15 protein-coding genes are annotated in these 20,391 nt (G+C 63.5%); 11 read left to right on the top strand and 4 right to left on the bottom strand.

From position 1 onward, the window contains the following. Positions 1–35: 35 nt before the first annotated feature. A complete protein-coding gene (locus tag NKI52_RS00190; RefSeq protein WP_352542481.1) occupies positions 36–521 on the bottom strand; it encodes a MarR family winged helix-turn-helix transcriptional regulator in 486 nt (161 codons plus the stop codon). A 101-nt stretch (positions 522–622) separates the two neighbouring features. Here NKI52_RS00190 and NKI52_RS00185 point away from each other — a divergent pair, with 101 nt between their 5' ends. After that, the gene (locus NKI52_RS00185; protein WP_352503215.1) at positions 623–1,513 is read left to right on the top strand and encodes a DMT family transporter; all 891 of its coding nucleotides are present in this window, start codon (positions 623–625) and stop codon (positions 1,511–1,513) included. A 19-nt stretch (positions 1,514–1,532) separates the two neighbouring features. Here the strand turns inward: NKI52_RS00185 and ubiG are convergent, their stop codons facing one another. After that, positions 1,533–2,282, bottom strand: coding sequence for a bifunctional 2-polyprenyl-6-hydroxyphenol methylase/3-demethylubiquinol 3-O-methyltransferase UbiG (ubiG, locus tag NKI52_RS00180; protein ID WP_023675148.1), 750 nt, complete (start codon positions 2,280–2,282; stop codon positions 1,533–1,535). A gap of 214 nt (positions 2,283–2,496) precedes the next feature. Between ubiG and NKI52_RS00175 the strand changes: the two genes are divergently transcribed. The 9 genes from NKI52_RS00175 to NKI52_RS00135 all read left to right on the top strand — a co-directional run bounded on the left by NKI52_RS00175 (position 2,497) and on the right by NKI52_RS00135 (position 15,296). Next, entirely contained in the window at positions 2,497–3,066 is a 570-nt protein-coding gene (locus NKI52_RS00175) for a putative glycolipid-binding domain-containing protein (RefSeq protein WP_352696731.1), read from the top strand. 198 nt (positions 3,067–3,264) lie between these two features. After that, positions 3,265–4,518 carry an aspartate kinase gene (locus tag NKI52_RS00170; RefSeq protein ID WP_352634310.1) on the top strand — a complete coding sequence of 418 codons (1,254 nt, stop codon included), beginning with the start codon at positions 3,265–3,267 and terminating at the stop codon, positions 4,516–4,518. A gap of 180 nt (positions 4,519–4,698) precedes the next feature. Then, positions 4,699–6,969 carry a phosphoenolpyruvate--protein phosphotransferase gene (gene ptsP, locus NKI52_RS00165; RefSeq protein ID WP_352621697.1) on the top strand — a complete coding sequence of 757 codons (2,271 nt, stop codon included), beginning with the start codon at positions 4,699–4,701 and terminating at the stop codon, positions 6,967–6,969. Between the two features lie 8 nt (positions 6,970–6,977). Next, positions 6,978–8,057 (top strand): peptide chain release factor 1, encoded by a 1,080-nt coding sequence (prfA, locus tag NKI52_RS00160; protein ID WP_352633855.1) that lies wholly within the window; start codon positions 6,978–6,980, stop codon positions 8,055–8,057. Beyond that, positions 8,050–8,928: a peptide chain release factor N(5)-glutamine methyltransferase gene (gene prmC, locus NKI52_RS00155; RefSeq protein WP_352621700.1), complete on the top strand. Its 879-nt coding sequence runs from the start codon at positions 8,050–8,052 to the stop codon at positions 8,926–8,928. Before prfA ends, prmC begins: the two co-directional genes overlap by 8 nt. A 331-nt stretch (positions 8,929–9,259) precedes the next feature. Continuing rightward, positions 9,260–10,222 carry a DUF4167 domain-containing protein gene (locus NKI52_RS00150; protein WP_352570513.1) on the top strand — a complete coding sequence of 321 codons (963 nt, stop codon included), beginning with the start codon at positions 9,260–9,262 and terminating at the stop codon, positions 10,220–10,222. 237 nt (positions 10,223–10,459) lie between these two features. Beyond that, positions 10,460–13,066, top strand: a complete 2,607-nt coding sequence (gene clpB / locus NKI52_RS00145) for an ATP-dependent chaperone ClpB (protein WP_352646612.1) — start codon at positions 10,460–10,462, stop codon at positions 13,064–13,066. Between the two features lie 145 nt (positions 13,067–13,211). Next, positions 13,212–13,577: an MmcQ/YjbR family DNA-binding protein gene (locus NKI52_RS00140; RefSeq protein ID WP_352646609.1), complete on the top strand. Its 366-nt coding sequence runs from the start codon at positions 13,212–13,214 to the stop codon at positions 13,575–13,577. 237 nt (positions 13,578–13,814) lie between these two features. Beyond that, a complete protein-coding gene (locus NKI52_RS00135) occupies positions 13,815–15,296 on the top strand; it encodes a L,D-transpeptidase family protein (protein WP_352577123.1) in 1,482 nt (493 codons plus the stop codon). A 21-nt stretch (positions 15,297–15,317) separates the two neighbouring features. Here NKI52_RS00135 and NKI52_RS00130 read toward each other — a convergent pair whose 3' ends face one another. Further along, a complete protein-coding gene (locus tag NKI52_RS00130) occupies positions 15,318–15,950 on the bottom strand; it encodes a TMEM175 family protein (protein ID WP_352646607.1) in 633 nt (210 codons plus the stop codon). A 168-nt stretch (positions 15,951–16,118) separates the two neighbouring features. Between NKI52_RS00130 and NKI52_RS00125 the strand changes: the two genes are divergently transcribed. After that, positions 16,119–17,684 carry an MFS transporter gene (locus NKI52_RS00125; protein ID WP_352696729.1) on the top strand — a complete coding sequence of 522 codons (1,566 nt, stop codon included), beginning with the start codon at positions 16,119–16,121 and terminating at the stop codon, positions 17,682–17,684. A gap of 17 nt (positions 17,685–17,701) precedes the next feature. Here NKI52_RS00125 and NKI52_RS00120 read toward each other — a convergent pair whose 3' ends face one another. Next, positions 17,702–19,660 (bottom strand): M23 family metallopeptidase, encoded by a 1,959-nt coding sequence (locus NKI52_RS00120; RefSeq protein ID WP_352577119.1) that lies wholly within the window; start codon positions 19,658–19,660, stop codon positions 17,702–17,704. Positions 19,661–20,391: the final 731 nt, after the last annotated feature.

Here is a 20,391-nt window from a genome sequence, read left to right as displayed (position 1 = left end):
CAATGATCGCAGAGTCCCAGTGGTTGCCGTTTGGGTTAGTTCAGGCTCGCTATCAATTTTTCGAGCAGGCGAGCGAGCATGATCTGCTCCGGGCGTATCAGGCCGGAAAGTATCTGGTGCTCGTTGGCGACGTGAGCGGTAACCGCCTCGTCGATCAACGCCAGACCCTTTTTAGTCAGCTGCACGACAATGCCGCGGCGATCGTCGGGGTGCGGCCCGCGCTTGATCAGGCCGGATTTCTCGAGCCGGTCGAGGCGGTTGGTCATCGCGCCCGACGTCACCATCGTCGCCTCGTAGAGAGCCGTCGGCGTCAGCGCGTATGGCGGCCCGGAACGACGCAGCGTTGCCAGCACATCGAATTCTCCGGATTGCAGCCCGTAACTTGCAAACAGCGGCGCCAGCCGCTCTCGTGCGATCAGCGAGGCGGCCTCGTTCAACCGTCCGAGCACGGCCATCGGCGAGACATCGAGATCCGGCCGTTCCTTTTTCCATTGCCCGATCGCTTTTGCTGCGCGATCCATGTCTCTCACCGTTATGTATCTTGACGTGAAGAATCTTTAGCTTATCTTACCTCAGCTTGCGATATTGGCCAAGTGCCGCGAACGGGCGACGGGACGGTGCGATGAAATTTCTCTGGGACTCGGCGCTTGGCCTTCTGGTTGTCACCGGTGGACTGCTCGGCCTGACGCTGCCGTTCGGCAAGATCGCGACGGCGGCCGGCGTGGCCGCCATGGTCTGGGCCTTCGTCATCTCGCTTGGTGCCGGCGGCGTGCTTTTGTGCGCATTGCTGCTCAACGGGAAGCGCATGCGGCTTACGCCGCACAGGCTGCGCTATTTCTTCGTCACCGCGGCCGTCTCATATGCAATCCCCAATCTGCTGATGTTTTCAGCCATTCCGCATCTGGGCGCCGGCTACAGCGGCATCATGTTCACGCTGTCGCCGGTCGTCACGCTGGTGTTCTCGATGCTGCTCGGCGTCAGGCGCCCGACCATGCTGGGCATCGTCGGCATAGTCGTCGGTTTCGTCGGCGCAGTCATGGTGGCGGTGACGCGCGGCGAAGCGGGCCAGCCGGCCGAATTTTTCTGGGTTGCGATGGGCCTGCTCATCCCGGTCAGCCTCGCCGCCGGCAACATTTACCGTACCGTCGACTGGCCCGAAGGCACCGGCCCGATCGAGCTCGCCGTCGGCAGCCATCTGGCAGCAGCCTTGATGCTGTTTGCCGGCATTCTGGTCCTGCTTGGCGGCAATGCATTCGGCTCGCTCGGCGGCGTGCCGCTGGTCGCAGCGGCACAGGTGGCATCTGCCTCGGCGATGTTCGCCTTCTTCTTCCGCCTGCAAGCGGTCGGCGGCCCGGTCTATCTCAGCCAGATCGGCTATGTCGCGGCGGCGGTCGGGCTGTTTGCCGGGACCCTCTTCCTCGGCGAGCGCTATCAACTGCTGACCTGGGCCGGTGCCGTCATCATCACCGCCGGCGTGTTCATCACCACCAAGGCGCAAAGCCAGAGGCCATAGGGGCCAGAAGGCGTAAGCTTCAGACGGATGCCTTCTCCGCCAGCACCATGTAGTTGACGTCCATGTCCTTCGAGCGCTGCCAGCGGTCGGCGAGCGGGTTGTAGGTGACGCCGGTGCGGTCGATGACGGTCAGACCGGCGCCGGCAAGCGCCTTTTCCAGTTCCTCGGGGCGCACCAGCTTGCCGAACTGGTGGGTGCCGCGTGGCAGCCAACGCAGCACATATTCGGCGCCGATGATGGCCAGGCCCAGGGCCTTCAGCGTGCGGTTGATGGTGGCGACGAACATGATGCCGCCAGGCTTGACCATCTCGCCGCATTTGGCCAGGAACAGATCGACATTGGCGACATGCTCGACCACTTCCATGTTGAGGATGACGTCGAATTTTTCGCCGGCATCGGCAAGGTCTTCCGCGGTCGTGGCGCGATAATCCACGCTCACGCCGACTTCCGCCGCATGCAGCTTGGCCACTTCGATGTTGGTGGCGGAGGCATCGGCGCCGACCACTTCGGCGCCAAGCCGCGCCATCGGCTCGCACAAAAGCCCGCCGCCGCAGCCGATGTCAAGGAAGCGCAGGCCTTCGAACGGCCGTGCCGCACGCGGATCGCGGCCGAAGCGGGCCGCCACCTGGTCGCGGATATAGGCAAGCCGGATCGGGTTGAACTTGTGCAACGGGCGGAACTTGCCGTTCGGGTTCCACCATTCGGCGGCAAGGGCGGAAAAGCGTTCCACCTCTCCGGCATCGATCGTCGATCGTCGGGGCTCAGGCATGGCGTGGTCTCCTCGGACGCTAGGAAGTCGGGCGCGAGGCTGCGAATGTCAAGGCGCGAAATTCACCGCCGGCGGTGCGATGCGCGCGATGCCTTCCGGCGCCGCCTTTTGCCGGCTGCATTTGTGTCAGCACGTGTCAGTTGATGGTGTGCCGGAAGGAAACGCCTAGGCTTTGGCGGACGAAGCAGAGACATCGGGTTCGGAGGAGTGCGCAATGATGCGAGCGGTTGCTTCCATTCTTTGGCGCCGGCTTGACCAGGAAGGCCACGACGCTTGCCTTCTGTCGGAAGCGAGTTCCGGGTGGAACCTCAGGGGACACGCGCTTTTCGTCCAGGACGGCGAGCCGTGCAGCATCGCCTACGAGGCGGACTGCGACGCCGATTGGCATACACGATCGGCGCGCGCCGACGGCTTTCTCGGCACGCAAGAGCTGCATTACAGGATCGACCGGCTGACCGAGCGCCAATGGACGCTGAACGGCGAGCATCAAGCGGAAGTCGACGGTCTCATCGATGTCGATCTCGGCTTCACGCCCGCCACGAACCTTTTGGCGCTTCGCCGCTTTGCCCTCGATGTCGGTATGGCGACGCCCGCGCCGGCAGCCTATCTGACATTTCCCGAACTCAGGCTCGTTCGCCTCGAGCAAATCTATCAGCGCGTCGATGCTGCACATTACGCCTATGCCGCCCCGATGTTCGGCTACCACGAGACACTGGAGGTCTCGCCGCTCGGTTTCGTCCTCGACTATCCGCGCCTGTGGCAGGCCACGGCACAGCTGGGCTGAAGCGAGCGGCATTTGCCAAGAGGCAGTGCAGGCGTGACGCTGTGCTCGTGTGTCGCCTGGCCGGCAGCGGCGGCATGCCTTGCGAAACCGCGATCATTTGGCTAAGGAGGCCGCGCATTGAGCGCCCGGCCACAGCTTGGCGCATTTTTCCGCTTTTCGGCCTTCGGTCCGGCATCCAGTCAAAGGCATTTCGCTTCTATGGCGCGCATCGTGATGAAATTCGGCGGAACGTCCGTCGCCGACATCGTCCGCATCCGCAATGTGGCGCGTCATGTCAAACGCGAGGTCGACGCCGGCCATGAGGTCGCCGTCGTGGTCTCGGCGATGGCCGGCAAGACCAACGAGCTCGTGCAATGGACGCGCGAGGCCTCGCCGATGCACGATGCGCGTGAATATGACGCCGTGGTCGCCTCCGGCGAGCAGGTCACTGCCGGCTTGCTGGCGATCGCGCTGCAGAATATCGGCGTGCATGCCCGCTCCTGGCAAGGCTGGCAGATCCCGATCAAGACCGACAACGCGCATGGCGCGGCGCGCATTCTCGACATCGACGGCGCGTTCTTGATCAAGCGCTTCGGCGAAGGCCAGGTGGCGGTGGTTGCCGGTTTCCAGGGCATCGGGCCGGACAATCGGATCGCGACACTCGGTCGTGGCGGCTCCGATACCAGCGCAGTCGCCATCGCGGCAGCGGTCAAGGCCGACCGCTGCGATATCTACACCGACGTCGACGGGGTCTATACGACCGATCCGCGCATCGAGCCGAAGGCGCGGCGGCTGGCCAAGATTTCGTTCGAGGAAATGCTCGAAATGGCCTCGCTCGGCGCCAAGGTCCTGCAGGTGCGCTCGGTCGAGCTTGCCATGGTGCACAGGGTGCGTACTTTCGTGCGGTCGTCCTTCGACGATCCCGACGCACCAGGAATGGGGGATTTGCTTAATCCGCCGGGAACGCTTATTTGCGACGAGGAAGAGATCGTGGAACAGCAGGTCGTCACCGGAATTGCCTACGCCAAGGACGAGGCGCAGATTTCGTTGCGCCGCGTCGGCGATCGGCCGGGCGTCGCCGCCGGCATTTTCGGGCCGCTGGCCGAGGCCAACATCAATGTCGACATGATCGTCCAGAATATCTCCGAGGACGGCAAGTTCACTGACATGACCTTCACCGTGCCATCCGGCGACGTCGACAAGGCGCTCGCCGTGCTCGAGCGGCTGAAGGCGACGATCGGCTACGACGTGGTGCAGTCGGAAGCCGGCATGTCGAAGGTCTCGGTCATCGGCATCGGCATGCGCAGCCATGCCGGCGTCGCCGCTACCGCCTTCAAGGCGCTTGCCGACCGCGCGATCAACATCCGCGCCATCACGACGTCCGAAATCAAGATTTCGATCCTGATCGACGGTCCCTATACGGAACTAGCAGTTCGCACTTTGCATTCCGTGTACGGTCTGGATAAGCAGTAGCGGACTGCATCGGCCCGAAATCGGAATCGATTTTCGGAAGGCAGGATGCAGCGGATCGAAAATCTTGGAGCGGTCTTTATGCGTCCAATTGGACGATGGCGCTCTAATTGAGTTGTTGCGTTTGTGCCGCTGTGCAGGGCAACCTGCACCGGTTGAAACGCTATTGGAGAAGAAGCCGCGATGCGTGATTCGGCCAGTGGCCCGCGCGTTTTGCTGAAACGGCTCCGCGAGCTCATGCAAGAGCCGCTGGAGCCGCAGGAGCGGCTTGACCGAATCGTGCGCGACATCGCCTCCAACATGGTTGCCGAGGTTTGCTCGCTCTATGTGCTGCGCGCCGATTCGGTGCTCGAACTCTACGCCACCGAAGGCCTGAACCCGAACGCCGTCCACCTGGCGCAGCTCAGGCTGGGGCAAGGCCTGGTCGGCACGATCGCGGCCTCGGCGCGGCCGCTCAACCTCTCCAACGCACAGGAGCATCCTGCCTTCGCCTACCTGCCGGAGACAGGGGAAGAGATATACAATTCCTTCCTCGGCGTGCCGGTGCTGCGGGCAGGGCGGACACTCGGCGTCCTGGTCGTGCAGAACAAGACCATGCGCCATTATCGCGACGACGAGGTCGAGGCGCTGGAAACGACGGCGATGGTGATCGCCGAGATGATCGCCACCGGCGATCTGGAGCGGCTGACAAGGCCCGGCCTAGAGCTCGATCTGCGCCGCCCGGTAAGCTTTACCGGCCTGTCCTTCAACGAAGGCGTCGGGCTCGGCCATGTGGTGCTGCACGAGCCGCGCATCGTCGTCACCAATCTTTTCAACGAGGACAGCGAGGAAGAGGTCAGGCGGCTCGACGCGTCGCTCGGCTCGCTCAGGCTCTCCATCGACGACATGCTGGAGCGCCGCGACGTCGCCTTCGAGGGCGAGCATCGCCAGGTGCTCGAAGCCTATCGCATGTTCGCCAACGACCGCGGCTGGGTGCGCCGGCTCGAGGAGGCGATCCGCAACGGCCTGACGGCCGAAGCGGCGGTCGAAAAGGTGCAGAGCGACATGCGTGCCCGCATGCTGCACATGACCGATCCGTATCTGCGCGAACGGATGAGCGATTTCGACGATCTCGCCAATCGGCTGCTGCGGCAGCTGATGGGGCGCGGACCGGAGGACGTCGCGGCCTCGCTGCCCAAGGACGCCATCATCGTCGCCCGCTCCATGGGTGCTGCGGAGCTGCTCGATTATCCCAGGGACAAGCTGCGCGGGCTGGTGCTGGAGGACGGCGCCGCGACCAGCCATGTCGTCATCGTGGCGCGGGCCATGGGCATACCGGTCGCCGGCCAGATGAAGGGCGCCGTTTCCATGGCGGAAAACGGCGATGCCATCATCGTCGACGGCGAGGAAGGCGCGATCCATCTGCGCCCGCAGCCCGACCTCGAGGCGGCCTATGCCGAGAAAGTGCGTTTCCGGGCGCGGCGGCAGGAGGTCTACCGCGAGCTGCGCAAGAAGCCGTCGGTGACCAAGGACGGTGTCCAGGTCGACCTTCTGATGAATGCCGGGCTGGCGGTCGACCTGCCGCAACTGGCCGAAGCGGGCGCGGCCGGCATCGGCCTGTTCCGCACCGAGCTGCAATTCATGGTCGCCTCGACCTTTCCGCGCGCGGAAGCCCAGGAGCGCTTGTACCGTGACGTGCTCGAGGCGGCGCGCGACAAGCCGGTGACGTTCCGCACCATCGATATTGGCGGCGACAAGGTGCTGCCCTATTTCAAGGGCTCGATCCAGGAGGAGAACCCGGCGCTCGGCTGGCGCGCCATCCGCCTGACGCTCGACCGGCCTGGCCTGCTGCGCACCCAGATCCGCGCGCTGCTCAAGGCGTGCGGCGGGCGCGAACTGAAGCTGATGCTGCCAATGGTGACGGAACTCGGTGAGATCGTGCAGGCGCGCGAGATCATCGATCGCGAGGTCCGGCATTTGTCGCGCTTTGCCCATCATTTGCCGACCAGCCTTAAGGTGGGGGCGATGCTGGAGGTGCCGTCGCTGCTGTTCCAGCTCGACGAGTTGATGAAGGCGGTCGATTTCGTCTCGGTCGGCTCGAACGACCTGTTCCAGTTCGTCATGGCGGTGGACCGTGGCAATACCCAATTGTCCGACCGCTTCGACCCGCTGTCGACGCCGTTCCTGCGTGTTTTGAAGCAAATTGCCGATGCCGGGGCTCGCAACCAGACGCCGGTGACCCTGTGCGGCGAACTTGCCGGCAAGCCGATCTCGGCGATGGCGCTGATCGGCCTTGGCTATCGCTCGATCTCGATGTCGCCGGCATCGATCGGCCCGGTCAAGGCGATGCTGACGGAACTGCCGCTCAGCGAACTGGAAGCGTTCTTCGACGACAATCTGATGGCGCCGGCGCATGGCCTGCCGATGCGGGCGCTGCTGCAAGCCTTTGCCGATGACCGCTCGATACCGCTATAGACTTCGCCATGATCAACCTGCCCCGCGACCGTATGGATCAAGTCGTCAAGCGTTTCGACATGCTCGAAGCGCAGATGTCGGCCGGGCCAGCGCCGGACGCCTATGTCAGGATGGCCTCCGAATATGCCGACATCCAGGAGATGGTGGCAAAGATCAGGGCGCTGCGCGCCGCCGAGCGCGAACAGGCCGATCTGGAGGCGATGCTCGCCGACAAGGGCACCGACGCCGAGATGCGCGCCTTGGCCGAGGCCGACCTGCCGGAGGTCAAGCATCGCATCGAGGCGCTGCAGAAGGACATCCAGATCCTGCTGTTGCCCAAGGATGCCGCCGACGACAAGAACGCCATCCTCGAGATCCGCGCCGGCACCGGCGGCGACGAGGCGGCGCTTTTCGCCGGCGACCTGTTTCGCATGTACGAGCGCTATGCCGCGGCGCATGGCTGGCGTTTCGAGACGGTGTCGGCCAGCGAGGGTGAGGTCGGCGGCTACAAGGAAATCATCGCCACCGTTTCGGGCAAGGGCGTCTTTGCCCATCTGAAGTTCGAATCCGGCGTGCACCGGGTGCAGCGCGTGCCGACGACCGAGGCGGGCGGACGCATTCATACCTCGGCGGCGACGGTCGCGGTGCTGCCGGAAGCCGAAGAGGTCGACATCGACATCAGGGCCGAAGACATCCGCATCGACACGATGCGCGCCTCGGGTTCCGGCGGCCAGCACGTCAACACCACCGATTCGGCCGTGCGCATCACCCATCTGCCGACCGGCATCATGGTGGTGCAGGCGGAAAAGTCGCAGCACCAGAACCGGGCGAAGGCCATGCAGATCCTGCGCGCCAGGCTCTACGACCTCGAGCGCAGCAAGGCGGACGAGGAACGTTCCGAATCGCGCAAGTCGCAGGTCGGCTCGGGCGACCGCTCGGAACGCATCCGCACCTATAATTTTCCGCAGGGTCGCGTCACCGATCATCGTATCAACCTGACGCTCTATAAGCTCGACCGGGTGATGATGGGCGAACTCGACGAGATCATCGACGCGCTGATAGCCGATCACCAGTCGAAGCTGCTCGCCGATATCGGCATCGATGGCTGACAGCCTGCCCGCCACGCTGGCGCCGCTGCTGCGGGAGGCGCGAAACCGGCTCGCCGCAGCCGGGATCGCGGATCCGGCGCTCGATGCCAGGCTGATCGTCGAGCATTTTTCCGGCACCAGTCGCACGCAGGCCATCGCCGATCCCGGGCGCGCTGTCGATACGGACGTGACGGCGGTAATCGAAGCCGCCTTGCGGCGGCGCATCGCCGGCGAGCCGGTACACCGGATCCTTGGCTACCGCGAATTCTACGGCTTGCGCCTTTCGCTTTCGCCGCAAACGCTGGAGCCGCGGCCGGATACCGAAACGCTGGTCGAGGCTATACTGCCCTTCGTCAAGGCAATGGCGGCACGCGAGGGCGGCTGCCGCATCCTCGATCTAGGGACCGGTACCGGTGCCATCGCGCTGGCGCTGCTCAGCGCCGTTCCGGCCGCGACCGCCACCGGCGTTGACATTTCGCAGGAGGCGCTGGCCACAGCCATGCGTAATGCCGGGGAATTGGGGCTCGTCGGCCGGTTCACGCCGGTCAAATCCGACTGGTTTGAAAAAGTTTCTGGCCTGTACCATGTAATTGTCGCAAACCCTCCCTATATACCCTCAGACGACATTGGAAATCTGCAGGACGAGGTCCGCGGTTTCGATCCACGCCAGGCCCTCGATGGCGGCGTGGATGGTCTGAGCCCCTACAGGAAGATCGCCGCGGGAGCGGCAGCGTATTTGGAACTCCAAGGCAGGATTGCGGTCGAGATCGGCCATACGCAGCACCAACAGGTTACGGAGATATTCTCCGCGGCCGGGTACCGTTCGGTCGGGGTGTTTCGTGATCTCGGCGGAAACGACAGAGTTCTTGTGTTCGAACGGTGGAAGCCGTGATGCAGTGCGAAAAAAGCGCTTGGCAATACCGGGGAATGCGGCTAGGGTCGCGTTAACCGGATGAGACGAAGCAGGCAGTGCTCTTAGCGATTCGGTTTTCCTTGGAAATAGCTGCCTTCTTGCGCAAACGACGCCCAAGCTTCGTGCGGGAATCGTCCGGCAAGTGAAGTAACCGGAACAGGATGGCACGTGGCGCCAACGCAATTGATGCGGGCGAACGCCGGTGAAGGAACGAAACGGCTGGCCGTATGAGCGCCTCCGTTCGTGAAGAGTTTTTCGAAAATTTCAAAGTGAAGAGAGTCTAATGAGGCCACAACAGCAAAACAGGCGCATGCGCGGTCGCAACAACAGTGGCGGCGGCGGCAACAACAATAACAACAACAATCGTAAGGGGCCGAATCCCCTGACGCGTAACTATGAGAGCAACGGCCCGGACGTGAAGATCCGCGGATCGGCTCAGCAGATTGCCGAGAAGTACGCAACCCTTGCCCGTGACGCGCAAAGCTCCGGCGACCGGGTGATGGCGGAAAACTATCTCCAGCATGCAGAGCACTATAACCGCATCATCGCAGCCGCTCAGGCGCAGATGCCGATCCAGAACGCCCAGCAGAATCGCGACGATTTCGACGATGACGGCGACGAGGATCGCGACGAGTTCGACAATGCCGGCAACAACAATGCCAACGAGACGTCGGGTTCGGCGGTCAATCACGGGGCCGGCCCGCAGCCGGTCATCGATGGCACGCCGGCCGAGCTGGCGCTGAACCAGGAAAACAGCCGCGACAATCGGGGCGGCCGCGATAACCGTGACGGACGCGACAACAATGGCGGACGCCACCGCGACCGTCGCCCCAATGGCGGTTACGGCCAGAACGGCCAGCGCGGCGAGTATGGCGCGCGCGGCGAGCAGCAGGGTGGACAGCGCGTCGAACAGCCACGGCGCGACGAGACGCCGGCGCAGGCGGAGCCCGTGCCGGCCGCTGAGCCGGTCTTTGTGAGCGAGCCCGCACCGCAATTCGAAAACCTTTCGCCAGCGGGTCTCGCCGCCCAGGCCGAGCTCAACGAAGCCGCGGCCGAAAACAGCCCGGCACGCCGCCCTAGGCGTCCGCGCCGTCCGCGGCTCGATGTCGAACCGGCAAATGGCGGCAACGACAACGCCGGCCGTGACAGTGCCGAGACAAGCAGTGCCGAGACAAGCAATGCCGAGACTGGCAATACCGACGCTGGCAATGTCGATGCAGCGCCGGCTGAAGGCCCCGGCGGTCAAGCTGTGATCGCAGACGTCGAGAATTGATCGGAAAAACGTTCAGCCGATCTTAGCGCATCCTTTACCCTGGACGGCGGAGAGAAATCTCCGCCGTTTTTTTTTGCGCGCTCGGAATATTATGCATTCGCCAGTGTCGAGGCGTCTTGAGGGTCCGTGGTTTGCGTCCCATATCTTGCGTGAACAGGATCCGGCTCGAACGGGCGGGTCCGTCACCGCAATCTGATCCGGTGCCGCGAAGCGGGCCGGTGACGGAAGGAGACAGGCATGAATCTTGAAAAATATTCCGAGCGCGTGCGCGGCTTTATCCAGTCCGCGCAAACCATGGCGCTTTCCCGCAATCACCAGCAATTCACCCCCGAGCATATCCTCAAGGTCCTTGTCGATGACGACGAGGGCCTGGCTGCGTCGCTGATCGAGCGCGCCGGCGGCAATGTCCGTGACGTCAAGCTCGGCGTCGAAACGGCACTGGAGGCAATGCCCAAGGTCGAGGGCGGCAATGGCCAGCTCTATCTGGCGCAGCCGCTGGCAAAGGTGTTTTCGACCGCCGAGGAACTGGCCAAGAAGGCCAGTGACAGCTTCGTTACCGTCGAACGGCTATTGCAGGCGCTGGCCATGGAAAAATCGGCCAAGACCGCCGACATCCTGTCCAAGGCGGGTGTCACGCCGCAGGCGCTGAACCAGGTCATCAACGACGTACGCAAAGGTCGCACTGCCGATTCGGCGAGCGCCGAGCAGGGCTACGACGCGCTGAAGAAATACGCGCGCGACCTGACGGCGGACGCCCGCGCGGGCAAGCTCGATCCGGTCATCGGCCGCGACGACGAAATCCGCCGCACCATCCAGGTGCTGTCGCGCCGCACCAAGAACAACCCAGTGCTGATCGGCGAACCCGGCGTCGGCAAGACGGCGATCGCCGAAGGGCTGGCGCTGCGCATCGTCAATGGCGATGTGCCGGAATCGCTCAAGGACAAGCAGCTGATGGCGCTCGACATGGGGTCGCTGATCGCCGGCGCCAAATACCGCGGCGAGTTCGAGGAGCGGCTGAAGGCGGTGCTTTCCGAAGTCACGTCTGCCGCCGGCGGCATCATTCTGTTCATCGACGAGATGCACACGCTTGTCGGTGCCGGCAAGGCGGATGGCGCCATGGACGCGTCGAACCTGCTGAAGCCGGCGCTCGCCCGCGGCGAACTGCACTGCGTCGGCGCCACCACGCTCGACGAGTACCGCAAGCATGTCGAGAAGGATGCGGCCCTTGCCCGCCGCTTCCAGCCGGTCTTCGTCAATGAGCCGACGGTCGAAGACACCGTCTCGATCCTGCGCGGCCTGAAAGAGAAATACGAGCAGCACCACAAGGTGCGCATCTCGGATTCGGCGCTGGTCGCGGCCGCTACACTGTCAAACCGTTACATCGCCGACCGCTTCCTGCCGGACAAGGCGATCGATCTCGTCGACGAGGCCGCGTCGCGGCTCCGCATGCAGGTCGATTCGAAGCCCGAGGCGCTGGACGAGATCGATCGCCGCATCATGCAGCTCAAGATCGAGCGCGAGGCGCTGAAGGTCGAGAAGGACGATGCCTCGAAGGACCGGCTCGCCCGGCTTGAGAAGGAACTCTCGAACCTGGAGGAGGAATCGACCGAGCTGACCTCGAAATGGCAGGCCGAGAAGCAGAAGCTCGGGCTTGCCGCCGACCTCAAGAAGCAGCTCGACGAGGCGCGCAACGAACTTGCCATTGCCCAGCGCAAGGGCGAATTCCAGCGCGCCGGCGAACTTGCCTATGGCAAGATCCCGGAACTCGAAAAGCAGCTGAAGCAGGCCGAAGCCAGGGATGGCAAGGCCGGCATGGTCGAAGAAGTGGTCGGCCCCGATCATGTCGCCCATATCGTCTCGCGCTGGACGGGGATCCCGGTCGACAAGATGCTGGAAGGCGAGCGCGACAAGCTGTTGCGCATGGAAGACGAGATCGGCAAGCGCGTCGTCGGCCAGGGCGAGGCGGTGCAGGCAGTGTCGAAAGCCGTGCGCCGTGCGCGCGCCGGCCTTCAGGACCCGAACCGGCCGCTCGGCTCGTTCATGTTCCTCGGACCGACGGGCGTCGGCAAGACCGAATTGACCAAGGCGCTGGCCAGCTTCCTGTTCGACGACGAGAGCGCCATGGTGCGTATCGACATGTCGGAGTTCATGGAGAAGCACTCGGTCGCCCGGCTGATCGGCGCGCCTCCCGGCTATGTCGGCTATGAGGAAGGCGGCGCGCTGACCGAAGCGGTGCGGCGCCGGCCCTATCAGGTCGTGCTGTTCGACGAGATCGAGAAGGCGCATCCTGATGTCTTCAACGTGCTGCTGCAGGTGCTCGACGACGGCCGGCTGACCGATGGGCAGGGCCGCACGGTCGATTTCCGCAACACGCTGATCATCATGACATCGAACCTCGGCGGCGAATATCTGGTCAATCTCGGCGAGGACCAGGATGTCGACGTCGTGCGCGACGAGGTGATGAATGTCGTCAGGGCTTCGTTCCGGCCGGAATTCCTCAACCGCATCGACGAGGTAATCCTGTTCCACCGGCTGCGCCGGCAGGATATGGGTCGTATCGTCGAGATCCAGCTCAAGCGCCTGGAAAACCTGCTTGTCGACCGCAAGATCGCGCTTTCGCTCGATCAGGAGGCGATCGACTGGCTAGCGGCCAAGGGTTACGACCCGGCCTATGGCGCGCGGCCGCTGAAGCGGGTGATGCAGAAGGAATTGCAGGACCCGCTGGCGGAAAAGATCCTGCTCGGCGAGATCCTCGACGGCTCGACCGTCAAGGTCACCGCTGGGTCCGACCGCTTGAACTTCCGCTCGAAGCCGGCAGTCGTGGCAACCGAAGCGGCCGCCTGAGCTCAAGCCAAGAGCCTGTTCCATCCCGATCGAATCGGGATGGAATTCCTATCTTCAATCTCGACCATGATCCTTTCCGAAAAACCGGCATACCCTTTTGTTACGCCGGCCTTCGGTTCATGGTCTGAAACTTGGTGGGGCGCAGATGACGTTGGACGACTACAATAGTTTCTGCGCCTCGCTGCCTTCGACGATCCATGTCGTGCAGTGGGGCGGCGCCCATGTCTGGAAGGTCGGCGGCAAGGTCTTCGCGATCGGCGGCTGGAGTGAGGGCAAGGAGCCGTTCGTTACCTTCAAATGCTCCGACATCGCCTATGACGTGCTGAGGGAGCAGCCGGGCCTTCGGCCCGCGCCCTATCTTGCCTCACGCGGCATGAAATGGATCCAGCGCCAGACCGGCGAAAGCATGGATGATGGCGCGCTGAAGGATTACCTGCGCGAAAGCCACCGTCTTGTCGTGCTGAAGCTGACGAAGCAGGCGCGCAAGGAATTGCGGCTCGCTGCCGGTTAATCGGTCAGAAATCCGCCATCTTCATGCCCGGTTCATATTGGAACCTTATCGTTGGCAACTGATTTGCTGGCGAAGGGGTTCGCCTACCACATCGGCCCGAAATCGAGTTTTGATTTTCGCAAAGCACGATGCGGAGATTTAAAGCGTTAGAGCGTCCTTTGCGCGTCGAAAAGACGCGCGGCGCTTTGAAGAGACAATGCCGGCGGCGGCAATTACGGACCGGAGAATTTGGCCATCATGTTGCGCACCATCTTCACCCTTTCAGCGCTTGCTGCCGGGCTGCTGGCGTCGAATGCGATGGCCTCGCCAATAGTGGATACCGCGCCACGGGTGGTTCGTGCCGCCAATGGCGGCGGCATTCTTGTAGCCCAGAACGGCAATCTCGATATCTACTACGATGCCAGGGGAAACCGCGTCATCGTCGATGCGGAGACCGGCAAGGTCATCGCCATCCAGCCGCCGCAGACCAGGCTCGACCGCCGCGCCTTGCGCCGCGAGCGCTTGCGCAACCTGGGACCGGTCGAGGACGACCCCTATTATCTCGACGACCCTGAGGACACGGCGCGGTTCCGCCGCAGGCAGATGGAAGACGAGGGCAGGGTCATCATACCGCCGGCTGACGAGTACGACCCCTATGGCGACAATTCGGTGGAAGCCTTCCCCGAAGCGCCACGGGATGACGGCTACGGCAACGGTTATCCGGAGGCAGCGCAGCCGGTAAAGCCGCGCACCATCGAGCGCCAGCCGCTCAACGAGGCCTCGATCGAGCCGGTCGAGCCGACGGTGCCGAACGAGCAGGCGGCCTTACCGCCAGACACAGCCCCGCCGCCAAGCACTGGCGGCAAGACGGCGGTCGACCCGTCGCTTGCGCTCGGCGCCCGCGAGGACGTGGCGGCACTGCAGGTGCTGCTCGACCGTGCCGGTGCATCGCCCGGCGTCATCGACGGACGCTTCGGCTCGAATGTCGACAAGGCACTCGCCGCCTATAACGAAATCACCGGCAGCAATCTGAAATCGACCGACGCGGTCGGTATCCAGGCGGCCCTGGCGCAATCCGGTGGCGATGCCTTCGCCTCCTACACGATCACGCCCGAGGATGCGGCCGGCCCCTATGTCGCCTCGATACCGGAGGACTACAGCCAAAAGGCCCAGCTCGATCGGATGGGCTACACGTCGGTACCCGAAGCGCTGGCCGAGCGCTTCCATATGGATGAAACCTATCTGAACAAGCTCAATCCGGACGCCAATTTCAATCGTCCGGGCACCATCATCAAGGTCGCCAATTTCGGCAGGCTGGTGGCGACGCCGGTGGCGCGCATCATCGCCGACAAGTCCAATAAGCAGGTCCGCGCCTATGATGCTGCGGGCAAGCTGGTCGCAGCCTATCCGGCGACTATCGGCTCGTCCGACACGCCGTCGCCGTCCGGCACGCATGCGGTGTCGCGTGTCGCATTGGACCCGAACTACACCTACAACCCGAACATCAATTTCAAGCAGGGCGAAAACGACAGGATCCTGACCATCCCGCCGGGGCCGAACGGCCCGGTCGGCTCGGTCTGGATTGCGCTGGACAAGCCGACCTACGGCATTCACGGCACGCCGGATCCGTCCAAGATCGGCAAGACCGAAAGCCATGGCTGCGTGCGGCTGACCAATTGGGACGCGCGCGAGCTTGCCAAGATCGTGACGCCCGGCGTTATCGTGGAGTTCGTCGACTAAAGCGCAACGCCTTCGCCCGAATCACCCGATGACCTTGCGCAGCAGTGGCGCGCGCAGCGCTGCGGCATAGATCAGCTGCACCACCAGGATGAAGCCGACGCTGAGCAACGGGCTGATCAGGCAGAGTGCAGCGCCGACGGCCCACAGGATCTGTGCCTTGACGATGCGCAGATAGACCGTTCGGGTGGTCTCCGCGTCGACACCTTCGGCCAGAAATCCGTTTTTGTCCGCGTAGCGCCAACTGGCGAGCAGCGTCAGTCCGAGCATCAAAAGATTGAACCAGTACACGAGCACCGCAGTCCTGAATTCGAGGAAGTCGGCGAGAAGGTCGGTCGAGAACGGCAGCAAGGCGATGAAGCCGAGGACACAGAGGTTCAGCGTGGCAAGCCGCCGGTCGGATTTTGCAATCAGCCCGTGTTGCGCCTGCTGGCCGAACCAGAAGATGGTCAGCGTCAGGAAGCTGAGCGCATAGGTCAGGAAGCGCGGCGCCAGTGCTGTGATCGCTGTGATCAACTCGCGTTCGGAATGCACCGTTTCATGCGCCGGCACCCTGATCTCGAGAACGATCAGGGTGAGCGCGATGGCGAACACGCCGTCGGTGATGCCGACGACGCGCCCGCGTCCTTCCGCCGAGGGTTCGAGCGGTCGTTTCATGCGGTATTTCCCCCTTGCCTGTAGCGCTGCGAGAAGCTTAGCACGGCACTTGCCGTTTGCACCCTGAGCGGCGTGATCCTGCCTGTGTGGCCAGGTTGGGCCTGGTTTCAACGAGAACAGCGTGCTGGCCGGTTGTCGCCGGCGCGCCGGCGATCTAGGTAAGGCGGCATGCACACGCCAACCAAAGTCGGTACCGGCGCCGTTCCCCTGACCGGCTCACTTCCCGCCGATACGTTCTGTCCGCAGGCGCAGCGGCGGTTCGTGCTGATCGCCGCGATCCTGGCTTCTGCGCTCGGCTTCATCGACGGGTCGGTCCTGGCCATTGCGACGCCGGCGATCCGCGTCGACCTCGGCGCCAGCCTCGCCGAGGCACAATGGATTTCCAATGCCTACGCATTGACACTCTCAGCCCTCATTCTCGTCGGCGGCGCCGCCGGCGATCGCTTCGGCCTGCGCCACTCCTTCGTCGCCGGCATCGTCCTGTTCATTGCCGCCTCGCTTGCCTGCGCGCTGGCGCCTAACCCGACGGTGCTTATTGCGTTTCGGGCTATCCAGGGTGTCGGAGCGGCCATCATGGTGCCGGGCAGCCTGGCCATTATCGCCAAAGCCTATCCGAAAAAGGAACGCGGCCGGGCGATCGGCATCTGGGCCGCAGCATCAGCACTGACGACGGCGCTCGGCCCGGTGCTGGGCGGCTTCGTGCTGTCGGCGTTCGGCGACGGCATCTGGCGGGCGATCTTCGCCATCAATCTGCCGCTCGGCCTTATCTCGGTCTATCTTCTGCTGGCCAAGGTCCCTGCCGACGCGCCGGCGGAAAAGCGCGGCCTCGATCTCGGCGGCGCTGCACTCGCCATATTGGCGTTCGGAGCTCTCGCTTACGGTCTGACCTCGATGAGCGGCGACGGGGAGGGGCTGATGTCCGGCCCGAGTATTGCCGCCGGTGCGGTTTTGCTCGTCGTGTTCATCGTCTTCGAGCGCCGGCGGCGCGAGCCGATGATCGAGCTGTCGTTGTTTCGAATCGGCGCGTTCGCGGGCGCCAATGTGGCGACCTTCTTCCTTTATTTCGCGCTGTCGGCCAATCTGTTCTATCTGCCGATGCTCATGATCGCCGGATGGGGGCTGAGCGCGGCCGAGGTCGGTTTCATCTTCCTGCCGCTTTCGGCATTGATCGCAGTGTTGTCCGGACCGGTCGGCCAGTGGTCCGACCGCATCGGGCCTCGCTTTCCGATCGCCAGCGGCAGTCTGGTTGTGGCTCTTGCCTTTGCCGGACTTGCCCTGCTGGCCTATTGGGGCATCCACAATTTCTGGATCGGGGTATTCCCGCTGATGGCTCTGATGGGGTTCGGCATGGCGCTGGTGGTAGCGCCGGTGGCCACGGCGGTCATGCGGGCGGTCGAGGACAAGGATACGGGTGCGGCCTCGGGCATCAACAACGCCGTCTCGCGCATCGGCGGCCTGATTGCCGTGGCGGCGATGGGATCGCTGGCGGCCTGGGTCTATGCTGGCGTGCTCGGCACCGCTGCCGGCTCCGGCATTCCGGGTTTCGGCGAACCGCCGCCAGCCGGCCTGGCGCCCGGCCTCGATACGGCACGACTTGCCGCCAGCGACGCGGCATTCGCCGCCGTTGCCGCGGTGACCGCGCTGCTTTGCCTGTTTTCGGCAATCACCGCGTGGACGACGGTTTCCGGCGAGCGGCTGCCATGGGCGCGCGACACGGCGAATCAGCAGGGCTGACGACGAAAAACGTCGGCTCAGCCTTCGATCTTGGCGCTCGCGACCTTCAACTGATTGCTGTCTTCCTGCTTGAGCAGGTCGTCGATGCGTTCGCGCTCGCGCTTGAAGGCGACGAGGTCGTCGCCCTTCAGCGTCTTACCGACCGGTAGGCGGACGCGCATCGAATCGACCTTTGTGCCGTTGACGATCAGTTCGTAATGAAGATGCGGACCGGTGGAGAGGCCGGTTGAGCCGAGATAGCCGATAACCTGACCCTGGCGAACGCGAACACCCGGCTCGATGCCTTTGGCAAAGGCGCTCTGGTGATTGTAGGACGTCTCGTAGCCATTGGCGTGACGCAAGATGATCTGCTTGCCATAGCCGCCGGCCCAGCCGGCCTTTTCGACGACGCCGTTGCCCGCGGCAATGATCGGCGATCCCACGGGAGCTGCCCAGTCGGTGCCGGTGTGCATTTTCACATACCCCAAAATGGGGTGACGCCTGGCACCGAACCCGGACGTAAACCGGCCATTGGGCAAGGGATTGCGCAGCAGAAACTGCTCGGCGCTGCTGCCGTTTTCGTCGAAGTAGTCGGTGCTGCCGTCCTGCATCTGGAAACGATAGAAATTTCGTGTCGTGCCGCCGAAAGTCGCGGAGACGTAAAGCAGCTCGGATTCGTCAGACGCCTGGTCGTCGCCATCGGGCTGCGAGAACAGCACCTCGATGCGGTCCGTGGGATTGAGGCGCGACTGAAAGTCGACACCGGATGCCAGCAACTTGATCAGCCGTTGCGTCATCGCCTTGGACATGCCGTAGGAATAGGCGGTGCGGTAGATGCCGTCATAGATGTTCGGCAGATTGCCGCGCACTATGGGCGCAGGCGAATCGTCGAACGCCGTCAGCAATTCGGGATTTGGCTCCGGCTCCTGCGCCGGCACGTACTGGTCGTGGTCGTCGAGCGCGATGGTGACGATGTGCTGGGTCCTGTCGTACACGCTGGTGCGAACGATCTTGGCGGCGTCGCCATGGACCTCGAGCCCAACGCGCAGCACGGTTCCTGCCTTGAGGGCCGTGGCATTCAGCAATTTGGCGATCGCCTCGGCCATCCCGGTTGCGTCGTCACCGGTATAGCCCGAATCGGCGAAGGCCTCGGCAATGTCGAGATCCTTGGTGAAGGGGATGATTTCCTCGGCGAAGGCCGGCGCCTGATCGTCGACCGCGGCACGCGGCGACACCGAGACGTTTTCCGGGACGATCTTGACGTCATAGGAGCCGGCCATGCTCTCGGCGAAGCCGTCACCGAACCGCTGTGGGTCGACATAGTGCAGCGACGCGACCTGGACGGCGCCGTCGCTCAGATCGGTGCCGGCCTCGTGCACCACCTTTTCCACCTCGTCGGCCGAAAGGTCGCTCTTTTCGTCGAAGGCCGCCGTCTCGATCGGGAAATCGACGGTCTTCAGGCTCATCTCGCTTTCGACCTTGGCGCCATAGATCTGGCTGGCGGTGGCGGCTGCCGGCTGGGCGGCATTGTCGTCGCCATTGCCAAACACCTGCATCGGGTCGAAAGGCGGATAGGAACGGCTGGTCGTGTGACCGGCGGCAAGCGCCATCTTGATCTGCACGAAAGGCATGGTGTGGATGACGTCGCGGTCGCCAACCTTGGTCACCATCGACACTTCCATGCGCCGGCGATCCTTGGCCTTGGCGATCTGGCGCAGCGCGACCAGCCGTGTCGTCTTGGCGATCTCACCGGAATCGTCGCCACTGGCAAGGCTGATCAGTTCGGCGATCTCGGGTGGCGTCGCCAACTGCTGGCGGCCGTCAAGCGCTGCAAACAGCGCCACGCCCATCAGCACGCTCGAGGTCACGCCGGTAAGGAAGGTGCCCGACAGCCAGCGCGCCGAAACCTCGCGCCGGTCGGGAGGGCCGCTGCGGCCGTCCGCGATCAGCGGCGGCTCGTTGCCGAGGTCGGCTATGACATCTTCCGTGTCTGGCATCCAGAAAGGCTGCTTCTTCCCCGGGGCGGAACGGCTTGTCGTTCTTGTTGTGGCCATGACATTTGCCTGTCACGGCGGGTGAAGTCAACGAAGCGCCTGGCCCCGGCCGAAATCCCCAATCACACGTCTGTCTCTATGGGTTCTCTTTAGTCTCTTATAGGAAGCGCCTGGGAGGCGCCGTTTGGTCTCTTATAGAAGGCCCTGCGCGGGTGGCGCTTTCGCCTGCTTCGTTGGCCTTGGTGTCAAACTGCAATACGGCGGCAATAGGGCTCCACCGCGACAGCCGGCTTTGTTGTCCCCATGCCGTAGCGGCAGTCGGCTACAGAAAAGCGGCGCCCCAACTTTCGTCGCAAAAAATTCAAAAAAGTTCGAAATCGCTGTTGACACTTTGGACGCCCCCCGACTATATACGCCTCAACAACGAGGGCGGCGCGCCGCTGGCGACGAAGAAGTTCGCTTCTAAATCTGCCCTCCGCGAAATTCAAGAGAGCCGCGTGAGCGACACTCGACAGGCCCCGAAGCCAAAAGCGTAACGGGCCACGACACTGCGTCTGCAGAGTCTGTTCTTTGAAAATTGAATATTGAAGAAAGAGAAACGTGGGCGGCAGAGTCCTGCTGAACCCCTCATCCCGCCAGGGATGGGACGGTTCGAACGAGACTTTGGCGGACACGTTTTGAGAGAATAAAATCTACCAAGATACGCAAGTGTCTAGGTGTGAATGTTCTCGTCA

Source organism: Mesorhizobium sp. M0590, assembly GCF_040320905.1.
Lineage (GTDB): Bacteria > Pseudomonadota > Alphaproteobacteria > Rhizobiales > Rhizobiaceae > Mesorhizobium.
This window is presented reverse-complemented; position numbering and strand designations above follow the sequence as displayed.

Excerpts from the sequence above, each read along its gene's own strand:
- NKI52_RS00190 (WP_352542481.1), bottom strand. The coding sequence starts at position 521 with ATGGATCGCGCAGCAAAAGCGATCGGGCAATGGAAAAAGGAACGGCCG.
- NKI52_RS00185 (WP_352503215.1), top strand. The coding sequence starts at position 623 with ATGAAATTTCTCTGGGACTCGGCGCTTGGCCTTCTGGTTGTCACCGGT.
- ubiG (WP_023675148.1), bottom strand. The coding sequence starts at position 2,282 with ATGCCTGAGCCCCGACGATCGACGATCGATGCCGGAGAGGTGGAACGC.
- NKI52_RS00175 (WP_352696731.1), top strand. The coding sequence starts at position 2,497 with ATGATGCGAGCGGTTGCTTCCATTCTTTGGCGCCGGCTTGACCAGGAA.
- NKI52_RS00170 (WP_352634310.1), top strand. The coding sequence starts at position 3,265 with ATGGCGCGCATCGTGATGAAATTCGGCGGAACGTCCGTCGCCGACATC.
- ptsP (WP_352621697.1), top strand. The coding sequence starts at position 4,699 with ATGCGTGATTCGGCCAGTGGCCCGCGCGTTTTGCTGAAACGGCTCCGC.
- prfA (WP_352633855.1), top strand. The coding sequence starts at position 6,978 with ATGATCAACCTGCCCCGCGACCGTATGGATCAAGTCGTCAAGCGTTTC.
- prmC (WP_352621700.1), top strand. The coding sequence starts at position 8,050 with ATGGCTGACAGCCTGCCCGCCACGCTGGCGCCGCTGCTGCGGGAGGCG.
- NKI52_RS00150 (WP_352570513.1), top strand. The coding sequence starts at position 9,260 with ATGCGCGGTCGCAACAACAGTGGCGGCGGCGGCAACAACAATAACAAC.
- clpB (WP_352646612.1), top strand. The coding sequence starts at position 10,460 with ATGAATCTTGAAAAATATTCCGAGCGCGTGCGCGGCTTTATCCAGTCC.
- NKI52_RS00140 (WP_352646609.1), top strand. The coding sequence starts at position 13,212 with ATGACGTTGGACGACTACAATAGTTTCTGCGCCTCGCTGCCTTCGACG.
- NKI52_RS00135 (WP_352577123.1), top strand. The coding sequence starts at position 13,815 with ATGTTGCGCACCATCTTCACCCTTTCAGCGCTTGCTGCCGGGCTGCTG.
- NKI52_RS00130 (WP_352646607.1), bottom strand. The coding sequence starts at position 15,950 with ATGAAACGACCGCTCGAACCCTCGGCGGAAGGACGCGGGCGCGTCGTC.
- NKI52_RS00125 (WP_352696729.1), top strand. The coding sequence starts at position 16,119 with ATGCACACGCCAACCAAAGTCGGTACCGGCGCCGTTCCCCTGACCGGC.
- NKI52_RS00120 (WP_352577119.1), bottom strand. The coding sequence starts at position 19,660 with ATGCCAGACACGGAAGATGTCATAGCCGACCTCGGCAACGAGCCGCCG.